Below are 14,066 nucleotides of genomic sequence, written 5' to 3'. Positions count from 1 at the left end.
TTCTAAAGCTCGTTGATCATTTTTGAAATTGTATCAAAGAGATGGCTTAGGATATCTTTACCAGTATGTGGCTCTAGGCTAAAAGTGCCTTTAGTAGAATCATATTTGTAATCTGCTCAAAGGTTGCTATTAATTTGATCCTTGATATATTTTTGCAATTCATTTACTTTGCCCTTTAGTAGCCGATTGGTTCTATCGGTTTTCAAAAGATTTTCAAAAGCAATTGCTTGATTAATTTGAGCATCAGTGATAGCTATGTCTTTTTTACCTTCTTGATCGGTGTATTTTTTAGTCTTTAGATAACTTCTAAAGTCATCTTTTTTTAGTAAATCATTAATACGGTAATTTTGATCGCCAATGAAACTATCAAACATAGTACTTAAATTAAGAAGAGCTTTTTTAATACCAGTGTTGTCGTAGTTAATTTTTGATTCAATTTCAAGGTTACGAATTATTAATCTTTTAAGAATGGCTTCGCTTGCGATTTGATAAACATTTTGAACTTTAATGCCATTTTTGTTTACAAATACGTAACTGTCACCTGATTTAATAATAGTTGAAATTTTATGTTGATCATCGCCTGAACCAGATTTGCCAAAAACATCACGGAAGGCTTCACCTGCAATTTTGTTGAATTTCGCATTATCCATATCATTAATGAATTTTTCAATTTTAGCGTTATTTTTTGAATACTCATCAATATATGAATCAGTTTTACTTTTTTCAATTGGGTTATTACTATATAGATTCTTTAAAGTTGTATCGTCTTCAAAAAGAGCCAAAAGTTTAGTTTTTAGTTCACTTCACAAGGTATCTTTTTGTTCGTATTTAAAAATGCCCTTGCCTGAAGAGTCGGCGTCGCCAGATAAAATCGAAGTAAGTGGTAGATAATCAGCGGCGTCTTTTTTAGCAATTAAAGATTGAAAGTTGGTAATACCATCTGAGCCATAATCAGCGGCATTTTTGTTTGATGAAGAAACGTTTTCAATTGCATAACGATCATTTTGTGCGGTTCTAATGTCTTCTTCGGTTGGTGTAGTATCTTTTAAAAGCGTGCTAATACCCTTGAAGCTTTTTAGCCGATCAATTCCTGGTTCCAAAGTTACCTTGTCTTTTGATTTTTCATAAACTGCAAATTTTAGTAGCTTAATAACTTCGGCCTTTGTAACTGTCCAAGCTTTATCTTTATCACTGCCAGGTTTTGCTGATAGACTTAAAGTTGAAGTTATTATTTGCTTTTGTTTAGTTCAATCACTAAAGAATTTGCCTGGTTTCTTTTCTTCAAAAATAAACGATTTAGTTGTGTATAAAGGCACTTTGAATTCGTCAGGTTTATTGATTTGCAATTGTGGAGAATCATCAGGTGGTAGCACAAAGTTTTCATCTTTCACAGCAAAAGGCAACATAATCTTTTCACCTTTTTTAGCAATTTGGATTTTCTTACCTTTGTAAATATAAGAAACGTCCGAATTAGCGGTTACATAACCATTTTTAAGTTCGGTGTAAGTTCAATCTTTATTAACTTCCATTTTGTAGCGACGGAATGCTTCTTCTTTTAACTTTTCAGAAACTTTGTATTCAATTGCTTCTTTTTTATTGTTGGCTTTTCCATAATTAGCTTTGGCAATTTCTTCTTTAAATTTTGCTTGTCAATCCCCGGTTAACCCATATTGTTCTTGGAATCTTTTTTCAAGATCAGAAATTTCTTTGTCTTTTTCTTTTCTAACGGTGTCAACTGATTTAAGTGCGAATGATTTTGTTTTAGAAGAAACTTTGTTAGCGTTATAAATAGCTTCATATTTTAAAGAAGCTTCGTATTCTTTTTCGTACAAGTATTCAACTAAATGTTTTTCAACTTCCTTGGTAATGTGTGAGTTTAAAGCTAAGTTTTTAGTGATCGCACTAACATCCCCATAGTTTAAGTTTTGTTTTTTGCCATCAGGTCCAGTAACTCCAAAAATAACATCGCTTTGGCTTAGATCAGGCGATGGACTTGGAATCCGTTTTTGAGCTTGTGCTACGGGAATGGTAATTCCAGAAGTTACGGCTCCAGCTAAAACAACACCTCAAATTGAGCCTCATAAAATTTTTTTAGTTTTGGCTTTTTGTTCAGTCGTTTTAATTTTCTTTTGTTTTGCTGACATTTAAGCAAGTCTCCTTAAAAAATTAAGATAAATTAATAATTAATATTGTAGCATAAATTACCCCATTTGGTTTTTGGCGGGTTTTCCACACTTTTTAATCCCAAAAAATGTAAAAAGTAGGATTTTTTTTGCACTTGGCACCCCTTAGTGCTAATTTTTTAAAAAACAAAGACTTTTACGTGATTTTTTAGGTTTTTAAAGTAATTTGTAAAAAATCCAATTAACATTTAATTAATATGAACTTAGTTAAAGAAAATAAACTTAAAATCTTAAAAGATTTTGTAAAAATTTGTGATGAAAACCACTTGTGATATAGCCTAGATGGTAACACTTTGCTCCTAACAATTAGCACTAAAAACTTTGATGATAATTTAGACCATTACGAAGTAATGATGACTTATGAATCTTATGAAAAACTTAAAGCAAAATTTCCTCAACACATTCTAGACAACACCAAACACTCAGAGTACTATTCACTCCAAAACAAGTTCGTTTATGATGCTATTAACATTTTTGATTCGCAACCATTTTTAAATATAAATTTAATTATGCCGACGCAAATTAAGAAAATTAAGAAATACTTAAATTGTTCAAACCGCGTGAGAAGTTTTGTTGAACATTATGCTACTTATAACAATACAAATGCCAAAGTAAAGCATAAAGTAAACATTGCTAAACTGTTATGATATTTTATTAAAAAAATTACTTATAAAGATCTAATTAATGCCTTGCATGAAGAGGAATTTGAGGGCTATATTGTCACTTCGCCATTTATTAAAAAACAAATTTATCTATCAAGATGATTAAGCAATATTAGCTTTAAAACTAAGGATGTTATTTTCTTAGGTAATTTAACTACCAAAGTCATTAGCGAATATGAAAGCTATCTCATTAATCAATACGGACAAAACTACTTAGATCATGAAATCAAAGCGACTGATTGTGGATATAAAAATCCAGTGGAAATTTGAAATTTAAAAACATTAGAAAATAGAATAAGCGATCAAATTGAAGTTTCTGAAGTAGATGACAGCAATCAAGAAGATGCAATAAATTAATAGTTTTTTAAAATTATTTCTATACCAAGAACTAAAAAAAGTGCAACTTTTAAGGAAAGTGGTTTTTTAAGTCGCAATAGAAAAACACCCATAATTATTAATATTGAATAAAGAGCTATTTGTTTATTATTAATAACTTCTTTTTAAAAAATAAGTTCAACTACTTGCTTTTACTTTTTCATAAAATTTTGTTAAACGCTGTTTTAAAGAAAATTAAAATGATTCAACTCATTCGAAATTCTTTGTTTCTGCACCGATTTCAAAAAAATATTTTCCTATACCTGTTTCAATTTTTCCAAAACTCTTACTTTCAGAATGAAGTGCTACTTTATTTTTATTTCCCCTAACAACAAAATTTTGTTTGTTATGTGCTGTCGGAGCATAAAGTAGAAACTTCACACCTTCAAGAAATCATTGCGGAGCAGTTCCATCGTATGTTGCGATTTTTTTTATTTTTTCACAACTATGTGGAACCCCTTGCGTTTCTCCATATCCAACAACGATAATTCCTTTGACAATTATTTCATCTGACTCAAAATGTTTTAATACATTTTTAGCATTATACGTTCCGCCGACTCAACATGTATTTAAGCCAAGAGTTTGAGAATATAACATAAGTTCTGCGCCATAATATCCTAATTTCTCATCAAGATCAGGAGATTCTTTGCCTGCAAGAACAAAATAGTTATTAACTCCTTTGAATAAAATAAGTTTTGCAATGTTAGAAAGCCCATCTGCACTGCCTTGAACTAAAAGAAGATCTAAGTTTGCCGCTTGATTAATTCGCATTATTTTGTCATTTAACAATGAAATGATATCTGTCGGAATGGCTTTGCTAGTAAATTTTTTAACGGCATGTCTTTCAATTGCCGCTTCTTTAATAGTCATTTGTTAAGTTCCTCTCAAATGTTATTTTTATAAAATTCTACTTGACATGCCTTCTTTTGATATTAAGAGCACAGATTATTAGTGACTAAGTTGTAAAAAAAGTTTAAATTTGGAAAATTCATGTTACATTGAATAAAATGTCAGAATTTAAATAGATTAGCTTTTAAAAAAAGCAATTCTTTTAATCCTTATCTATAAATTGCATTTATTGTTTTCTTTTTTCGTAATAGAAAAAACACAACTCCAAAAAGTCGTGTTTTTTTGATGTTATTTATTATTTTAGTAAAGAGGTTTTTTGATAAAAACAAGGCGAATAAAATGCATAATACCAACGGCAATTAATCCCACTAAAAAGATTACTCAAAAGATAAGTAAAGTAATAGCAGCAGCATTTTTAGAGCCATTAACAGCTAAGGCATGAGCTGAGATGGCAAAGATAGCAAAGATGCATAAAGCGAATAAAAATCCTGTTACTAAAGTTGAAAGAATCACCGTAACTTTAGGCATAGCTTTTTTAAAAGACATGCCAATGACTGCACCATTAAAAGCTAAAAAAAGTACGCCTAGCACAAGAAAAGTAATGCTTAGTTTAAGATCCATTATTTTGACCTCCTTAACATAAATTGGCAATAGCTATTGCTAAATAGTAAACTAATTACAATAACTAATCAATTAAAGATTTACGTGTTTGTTTAATTATATTTTTAATTTTACCATTTTCTAAATAAATAACTTTATCAGCAAGTTCTGCAACATCGGGATCGTGTGAAACAATAATAACAGTTGATTTATGGTCACGATTAATTTGTTGCAAGATTTTTAGAACGATTTTACTAGTTTTTTCATCAAGAGCACCGGTTGGTTCATCGGCAATAATAATTTCACTATTTTTAGCAATGGCGCGTAGAATCGAAACCCGTTGTTGCTGTCCCCCAGACATTTGTGATGGATATTTATACATACACTCTTTTAGTTCAAAATCTTCAAAGAGTTTTTTAATATTCATTCTTTTTGATTTATCAGCTTGTAAATAAGCGCCTGTTTCAACATTATCATAGCTGTTTAGGTTTTGCAGTAGATTATAGTTTTGGAAAATGAATGAAGTGTTTTCTCTTCGAAAAAGTGTTTGTTTACGATCGCTTAGATAGGGAAGGCTGACATTATTAACGACAACTTTACCACTAGTTGCCCGATCAAGACAGCTAATAATGTTAAGCAATGTACTTTTACCTGAACCACTTTTGCCATATAAAATCGCGATTTCGCCTCGCTCAATTTGGAAAGTTATCCCTTTTAGCACTTCAGTAGCGATGTTACCCGAAAGGTAAGTTTTTTGCACATTTTCGACTTCAACTATAAAGTTGCCAGTATTTTTGGCATTAGCTTCGTCATCTTTGGGACGTGGTTTGTCGTTAGCTTTTTTAATTTTCTTTAAAGTTGCTTTGTCAAGCACTTTAATTTCAATGCCTTCGTCTTCTACTACAAATGGCTCTTTGGCTTTAGCAATTTGCAGCGGGCCGATCTTAATAGCCGTAGTTTTTTCTTTAGGATTTTTTTCTTTCATTATTTTCCTTTCAAGGCATATGCTGCTTTAGTGCGGTTTAAACTTAGTCAAGTAATTACGGAAGTTAGCGTAAATACCACTAAACATGTCACAACACTAATAATTACAGTGGAAATGTTTAGGGTGAGTGGTAAGACTATTTGCGAAGTACTTAGAACGAAATTATTGAAAATCGCAATTAGTCCGAGGGTAGCAGGAATCATTAGTCCACAAGCTAATAAAATTGATGGTATGAAGCTAAAGAAGAATAAGAAAATCTTTTCAAAGTTATTGTAACCTAAGACTGAGAAGGTCGCAATTGAGATTCGATTAGAAGCAATCATAATGTTGGTAATAATAACCAGGATTACGATTGAAATAATAAATGAAACAATGATAACTACGGTAAGAATAACATTAATCGTTTTACTAATGCTACTAATAAAGCCGGCTTCAATATCTTTAGAATTAACATCAAACGAAGCACCGTACATGATGTTTTTTCCATAAATAGACTCTTGTGGCGCATAGAATTTGTTAATAGCATCCGAGGCGATTTTTTGGAATTTTGATATGTCAGTAGTTTCTTTAATTTCTTCAAAAACTGCTGGATCGTCAATACCTAAGAATTTTCGCATTTCTTCTTCATATTTCTTATTTGTGCCATGTGCTTCATTATAAGCATTAATAGCATGTTCAAAGAGGGAAGTGAATTTTAATTTTGGATTAGAGATAAAGACATTTTTAAAGAATGCTCATTTGGCTTCAGCTGAGGCACCTTCGGTGTCAAAAGTTGCTGTTGCACCTCAATATCCACTTGCAGAATAAGTAGTTAATGTGTCAATAGTTTGAACAGGGGTTTTATCTACTGAAAGAATTCCGTTGAAAGCTTCATATTTTTTATTAAATTTTCTAATGTTTTCTTCTTTTTTCTCTGGATACAAAGCGTTAAGTTGGTCTAACTCAGAACGTCTTGCATCTCTTAGTCGTTTGGTTAATGTGTCCATTCCCAAAATGCGATCAAGAATTTTCTTCGATGCAACAAATTCGTCATTAATATAAGTATCAGAAATACCTACAACTCTAAAACGATATCTTGTTTGTGGCGCTGCGGTTTGCACTAATTTGTGAACAAACCGATCTACGTGGTTTAGAAGATCTCCTTCAATAATATCACCAACCGATAGTCCTAACCGTTTTGCTGAAACGTTGTTAACTACTAGAGGGATTGGTTCCGAAGGACCTGATCATTGGTCTAATTTTTTAGAAAGATCATTGCCATTTTTATCAAGCACTTTGATGTATTTGCTATCTTCTTGATAACCATAAATACGAGTTTCTTGCCCATTTGTTAGTCCTAATTTGGCATAAGTGTAACGTTCATTAGTTGCTTCATTTCAATAAACGCCACCAAAAGCGACATAGAAATCAGGAACATCAATTTTCTTATAAGCATCTACTAAAAATTCACGGTATTTTTCACGATGTGCTGAAGTAGTTACTTTAACAGAACTTTCATAAGAACTAGATTGCGGATTTCATGCTACATATCTAAATGATTTAGAAGCAACATCATCGTCGCCAGAAAGACGATTATTTGAGAATAAGAAATATCCTTTACGGTTTGAAAGATCTTCAGGACGACCAGCAGCTTTATCACGTTTGTATTTTTCTAAGTCTTTTACGGCGATATATCCGCCTTCGCCTGAGTTAACTTCGCCAGTAATTAGATTTTGAGTAGCTTGCATTTTCATTGATACTCTTTCAAAGATTTGCAATACTCTTGCCCGTTGGGTTTCTGGCATATTGGCATAAGTAATATCTCAAGGGCTTAGTTCGACTGATAAGTCAAGTTTTAGATCTAGCGATGATTTAGTTAATACCACGGGATCAAACTTACGTGGAATAACATCAGAGTTAAAGCCACCACCAGGACGTAAGAAGTTAGGGTTTTCATAATCTAGTTGACTGCCGTTTGATGATGCTTTGCCAGCTAAATCACTTGGCACATAAAGTAGTCTTGAAAGGTCGTTGTGGTTATAAGTCACATAAGGACCACCCTCAGTCGTTGGACTTTCTAAGTCAAGTTTGTATCGGTAATTTCGATTTTTATAGGTTTGGCTAATGGAACGGTCAAACACATTTCCCGACGATAGAAAGAACATCATAATTAATGAAGTTGATGAAAATCCTAAGAACAGTGAAAATAGTTTTCAGAAGTTATTTAGAATCATCGAAATAACAAATTTCATCTTGATATTTCATCTACGGAAGATCATATAAATCTTTTGCGAAACATTATTAATCGAAAGTTCAACTAAGCCATTCATCATTTCGACTGGTTTTCTTCTAACTGCATAATAAGTAATTGCAAAAATTAAAGCACTAATTCCTAAGACGGGAAGAATCATCGCAATCAATAATGAAAGCACATTGAAGGGTATGGTGTTATTCTCGAGCGTTCAATAACTTGAAAATATCCGCATCGCACCAAGTTGTAAGCTAAGTCCTGTAATGTAACCGGCAATGCCACCAATCGCTGCTGGAAGCCAACCAAAGGCCGCAAATGAAAGGGCAATTTCGCTAGTTTTATATCCTTGGGCGCAGAGAATTCCAATAACTTTGTGTCGATTTTCAATATACCTTTTAATTACAAAGTAAACAATGAAGATCACGATTACGATTAGCATGATAATTGAGATAACTTGCGCTTTTTGAATAATATTCACTACGCTCATTACGGCAGTAATTCGAATGGATCTTTCAGGGTTTAAATAATCTGACTCAGTGGTTTTATAAACTTTTTTATTAGCACTAGAAGTAATGTTAGAAATTACACCATTTAACTCGTCACGCATTTTGTTAATTTCTTTGTCACTAGCCTTAGGCATTTTAATTAACACATATTCTTTTATTGCAAAAGTTGGATAAGCCGATCTAATGCGATCAAATCCTCTTTGGTTAACATAAACTAACGCTTGAGTTTTGGTATCGACTTGAATATTTTCTTCATTAACAACAGGATATAAATAGTCAGCTGTCGTTTCTTTACCAATGATTAGATATTCAATGGTATTAACTTTAATTTTATATTTGCTTGGCAAGCTTGCAATGAATTCTTTCATTGCTAAGGGGTTGTTCAAGTATTTACTAATATCGCCAGTGTAAATTTCTTTATTATTTTTATCTAAGTAGGCTTGGTTTACTTTTGCTAAATACGAACCCGCATCTGAATAAGAAATTAAGTTGTAGACATTAACTGCTTGAATAATCTTTCTAATGGCATCACTGAGAGTTTTAGTTATATTTAGACCAAATAAGTTGAGATCTTTTTTATCCTTATTGGTTAATTTGTTTTTAATAAGATAACTAAGTTGCGATAAATCTAGCACTGCATTTGTGTCATCACGTGAGCTAATTCGTTCATCGTCATTAACATATTGATCATATAGCGGTGCCACCATTTTCTTAATGTCTTTGACGCTAGCATTATGTAGGTTATTAAATAATTTTTTAACCATGTAAGCTAGGTTTCCTTCAGTGCCATTACTTAAAGCATAGTACATAAGAATTTGAGGGAAATTAATTAAGTTATAACCGCTAAAAACATTTCTTGGAATATTAATAACTGAGAATTTTTCAGATAGGTTTTGGCTATCTAAAGTCATCTTGTATAGCAAGCTAAATTCGGCACGGTTGTTTACTAAATGTCCTCACGATGGAGAACTGCCATTACCTTTAATAAATGAAGTAATAAATTTTTCAATGGAATCTTTGTAATGAATTGGTAACGTTGAAGCTGAGGCAATGTATCCAAAATTGTAGGTTAGCTCATATTGATGTTTCTTTAGAATATTTTTTATTTCTTCAATTAAGTTGTCATTAATTCCATGCGATTTTATTTTATTAAAGAAGTTTTTAAATGTTTGCGAAGAATCAATAGCATTTTCAAAGGCTTTTGCCGCAGTAGTAGTATCAGCATGGGCGTGAGCAATTTTATCATAACCAGTGTTTGATAGAATACCACCAAAATTAGGTACAGAGCCATTAACTGCTTGATAGTTAGTAATTAAATTATTAATTTCACTATCACTTGAAAGGTTAAACAATTCTTTTAAAATATAAGATATTTGATCGAAAGTTAGTTTGTAGTCCTTAATTTTGCTAATAATGTTATCCCCAGTATTAGGATCACGAGTAATTTTTTCGGTAACATTAGCCAATTCACTCATTTCGTAAGCTAACTTAATTCAAATTGCATAAAATTGCAAGGCATTTTGCACAGCAGTAGATTGGCCACTTCCTAACATTGACGAAACAAATTGCTGTGCTAAAATTGAGCGAATAGCAGGAATAATACCACCATTATTTTGATCGCTTTTTAAAAGAGCTGAGCGATAAGCAAGGTCGCCATAACTTTTTACTTCTTTGTTAGCATTATCATTAAAACTTCAATTTCATTTGCTTTGACTACGATCAGGCCCATAGTTGTCAAGCGATAATTTACCGTATAGTCTCAAGTAAGACTCGAATTTCTCTTTAACTTTGTTTAAATCAGCTAGATCACGATCAGTGACTAAGGCTTTTTCTCTTAAGAATTTAAGTTCTTGGGTAGTTGGAATAAAATCGGTTTTAGACGCAATGGCATCGTTGATTTTGTCTCTTAGGCGGTCAAAGTCAATGCCACCTTGGGAATCAGAAGTAGAAGTACCTTTGTTTTGTGGCGAATTAGTTGAACTAAAGATATTAGCTAAAGCTTGCAAATCAGTCAATGAAATTTTTTTGTTATCTACACCTGGAACGATGAAATTCTTACCTAAAACTTCATAACTTTGTGTTTTGCTTGATAAGTTAAATAGTTTTATAAGCGCATTTTGAATATTCTGAATCTTGCCGCTAATCTCTGAATCACCACCAGTAACAATTGAATTAATAAAAGCCGATAGATAATCAGATTTGTCAAGTTTTTCGGTATTAAAGTTTTTAAACACTTTGCCATTAACCGTAACTGGATAGGTTACGCGGGTAATTAACTCATCTAAGGCACTAGCCAAACGATCAACGCTTAGATTATCAATTAGTTCATTTAAACCTTGATTGACATTGCTGTATTTCTTTTCACTACCTTCAACGCCATTTAGTTTTTTGAATAATTCCTTTAGATCATTCTTTTCTTCTTCGCTTAATGGATTTCCTGAATTTTCTCTTACTGATAGGATTTTTTGGAAAATGCTAGTTTCAAGTTCAGGATTGAAAATGCAGTTAAAATCTACTTGATTAATTAGTTTTTTGACTGCCCCTTTAAATTTACTACCATCAATTGATTGGAATAGTGAAGTAACAATTCTAGCTGATGAAAGTTGTCAATATGTTTGGTTAACATCAGTAAATGGCAGTAAAGGATGTTGCCTATACCAATCTTGAATTAAAGCTGATCATCTTTCGAAATCAATGGCATCAATCATCTCCTTTAAAACATCAAAGACATTTTCAAAGTTGTTTATAGAATTTAGAAGATCGCCAATGTTTATGTCCAAACTTGGGATAAGTGTCGCTTTATCAAAACCAAGTAAGCTTAGTAAATTAGAAATTTGTTTAACCAAAAACTCTTTTCTAGTTCCGTCGTCATTTCCAGACTTAATGTATTCTTTTTTAAAGTAATCAAAAATGTTGTAGAAGATGCTTTTTATAAAGCCATTACCATTACTATTGTTGTACTCGGGATCATTATACTGTTTAGTGTCAATGATATTTTTAAGAGCATCAAATAATACTTTGGTAAGAATTGCATTATTAATTTTACCGGTTGCTAGTAAAGTGTGAAGACCGTTATTTTCAGTAGCACTGATTAAACTATTCGTAATACGGTAAACATCATCACGTTTGAAAATCTTGTTAAAATCAGACTCTAAAATAATTCTTTTTACGGCTTCTGCTAATGATTTAATACTTTTGTTTTGAATAATATCATTAACAAATTCGTTGCTAATTGAACCAAACGCAACTGGCAAGCTAATACGGTTTTTGTAATTTGGATCAACATACGCTCACCCATTAGCACCAATTTCACCCCGAATTGTTAAGTTATTGTCAACTAAATATTGATATAACTCATCAATGCCCATTGTGTCCTTGCCGTTAACATTAATTCGCTTTCACACAACCTCTGAGTTTTCGTTAGTTTCACGAGTAAGTAAAACATATTGACTAGGGCCTTTCATGGCAATAGCACCAACAATTGAAGCACCGGCACTTTTATCCTCGCGTTCGGCCGTAGTTAAAACAACCATTTTTTTATTATTTATTAGTACCGGGATTTTTGTATTCTGTATTAAATCATAATAATCTTCAAAACGCACATCTGGAGCAAAATAATCAGGGTTAGGCGTATATCCTTTAAAGATATATTCAATAATTTCTTTTGTATAAATTGAAGGAATTTTTCTAATAAAAGTTTCCCCTAGTTGTGGTTTTTGGATAAATTCATCAATGTTACTATCATTGATTGATTTGTTAATTCAAGTTGGATTATTTTGTTCTTCATAAAGCTTGCCAACATTTTGTTTTAAGCCACGGATATTATTGTTTTTATCACCAGTGTTAATGAAATGATAGGCTTTCTTTGTTCCGGTTTTTTCATCAACAGTTTCGGCAGTTAAAGTTTGTCTAATTCCTAAGTTGCTCTCAGGAATTCTTTTCTTAATTTCTTCTAAAATAGCTTGCTTGGCGAAATTTAAAGCGCTTTCACGAATACTATTTTGAAATTTAACTAATTTTTTATTATCGGCTAAATTCTCTAAGGTTTCAGGATTAATTGGATCACCTGCAGAACTATCTTTTAGATCTTTAAATTGATCGCCTTCAATTTGTCGAATAGTATTTTTGCCGGCGCCAAGTGGTTTTTCAAATGGAACATCAAAATCTGAGGCAGTCACTTTAACAACTTCTCTTGTTTCTTTAATAGCTCCATTACCTACTTGATAAGTCGAAACTTTGACTTTTTCTCAGAAAGTGAAATAGCGTAATCTTTCATAAAGTTTTGGATTTTCAGCACGATATTTTAAAATGAATTTTAAGTAGGTACGTGTTCAGTTTGAAGCAAGCTCTTTTCGTTTGGCTTCCAGTCTTTGTTCAAGTAGCTTAATTAAATTTGCATTCGCTTCTTTATTTTTTTTGTTAGCTCTTAATTCAGCAATACGACTTTCTAAAGCAGAAATTTCGTTTAAAATCGCGCTATCATCTTTTTCGTTTCAATTAAGTCTATAACGATATCAGTTATATTCATATCTAACTGTAGCGCTTCTAATTCAATTTTCGGGCATTTTGTAAGTTTTAGCCTTAAATTCTTGAGTAACAAAACCATTGGCTGCAACGCCGCCTTTTTGATCAATGTATTTATTTAAATTAAAAGTTTGTTCAACTTTATCATTCTCGGTAATTTTGCTCTCATTTGTTGAAGAGCCAGTTGAAAGATTAATGTCTTTATTAGAAGAATTATTGTCGTAGTATCATTTGCCATTTTCTTCTCTAAAGCCAAGGGCTTTCATAAAGTCGGCGCCACTCATGTGATAGCCAACGCCTTCTTTTTTTCAATTTTCGTAATCACCATAATTAAGCGAAACTTTTTTCTCTTTTAAATTAAGATATAGCGATCTTGGGTTGATAATGTAATCTTTTTTTGATGAATCATTAGATTTAACAATTTGACCGATTTGACTTAAAGTTGGTTGGTCAGTAAAAATCAAATTACTATCTTTTTCTAATGAAAGTTTAGTGGTGATACGTTCAAATTTATCGCCTTTTTTTTGATAGATAGCAAATTCTTTTGCTTTACCATCAATCGTAAACTCGTTAATCTTTGAAGGATCAGGATTTTCTTTGTTTAGCTCGAATTTAGTACCGCTAGCGGCTTGTTTTGAGGCATAAAAAAATTTCATAAAATCTTCGGCTTTAATGTAATAATCGTCATTTGTTACATCAAGGCCACCGATTTTTTTCAGTTGAATGTAGTTTTTGTCTTCTGGACCTAAGTTAAATGAATATGCTTTTTTAGCACTATTAGCTGAGGCACTAAAAGTAATTGGTTTTTTATCCTTACTTGGATTTCCGTCGCGATCTAATTGATCAAAACCCCCATTAGGGATGTTACCAGAGAGATTAACATCAAGATCAGCAGTTAAGTCATGAAGTCTTGAAACTTGGTCATATGAATTAATTGTTGATGAATAACTTTTCTTAATGTCATAAAGTAATGTAAAAATGCCAGATGTTAAAAAAATTAAAATCGTTAGGCAAATTAAAGCAATTTTGTTTCGCGAAAGTGATTTAAAAACCTCTTTAAAAAGTCTATGCATCCGCTTCTCCTCTGGTAAGTTGATAAGTAAAATATTCTAAATATAAAGCAAAAGACCAACGAAGTGGTCAAAAAGCAAA

The 14,066-nt window shown here is 31.9% G+C and carries 6 protein-coding genes; 1 reads left to right on the top strand and 5 read right to left on the bottom strand.

Translation table 4 applies throughout. The features are described from left to right. Nucleotides 1-2: 2 nt before the first annotated feature. Entirely contained in the window at nt 3-2,144 is a 2,142-nt protein-coding gene (locus EXC42_RS05760; protein ID WP_012498018.1) for a HinT-interacting membrane complex protein P80, read from the bottom strand. A 236-nt stretch (nt 2,145-2,380) separates the two neighbouring features. Here EXC42_RS05760 and EXC42_RS05755 point away from each other — a divergent pair, with 236 nt between their 5' ends. Continuing rightward, nucleotides 2,381-3,202, top strand: coding sequence for a LicD family protein (locus EXC42_RS05755; RefSeq protein WP_012498017.1), 822 nt, complete (start codon nt 2,381-2,383; stop codon nt 3,200-3,202). Nucleotides 3,203-3,415: 213 nt separating this feature from the next. Here the strand turns inward: EXC42_RS05755 and EXC42_RS00450 are convergent, their stop codons facing one another. From EXC42_RS00450 to EXC42_RS05750, 4 genes are all read right to left on the bottom strand, one after another. Continuing rightward, nucleotides 3,416-4,090: a nitroreductase family protein gene (locus EXC42_RS00450; protein WP_012498016.1), complete on the bottom strand. Its 675-nt coding sequence runs from the start codon at nt 4,088-4,090 to the stop codon at nt 3,416-3,418. Nucleotides 4,091-4,369: 279 nt separating this feature from the next. Beyond that, nucleotides 4,370-4,690, bottom strand: a complete 321-nt coding sequence (locus EXC42_RS00445) for a hypothetical protein (protein WP_012498015.1) — start codon at nt 4,688-4,690, stop codon at nt 4,370-4,372. Nucleotides 4,691-4,754: 64 nt separating this feature from the next. Next, on the bottom strand, nt 4,755-5,654 hold the full coding sequence (locus EXC42_RS00440) for an ABC transporter ATP-binding protein (RefSeq protein ID WP_012498014.1): 900 nt from the start codon (nt 5,652-5,654) through the stop codon (nt 4,755-4,757). Further along, nucleotides 5,654-13,987, bottom strand: a complete 8,334-nt coding sequence (locus tag EXC42_RS05750; RefSeq protein ID WP_129648833.1) for an FtsX-like permease family protein — start codon at nt 13,985-13,987, stop codon at nt 5,654-5,656. The genes EXC42_RS00440 and EXC42_RS05750 overlap by 1 nt, the downstream gene beginning before the upstream one ends. Between the last annotated feature and the right edge of the window lie 79 nt (nt 13,988-14,066).

The sequence above is a fragment of the Metamycoplasma arthritidis genome (assembly GCF_900660715.1).
Lineage (GTDB): Bacteria > Bacillota_I > Bacilli_A > Mycoplasmatales > Metamycoplasmataceae > Metamycoplasma > Metamycoplasma arthritidis.
The sequence above is the reverse complement of the archived record's forward strand: the minus strand, read 5'-3'. Positions and strand labels throughout refer to the sequence as shown.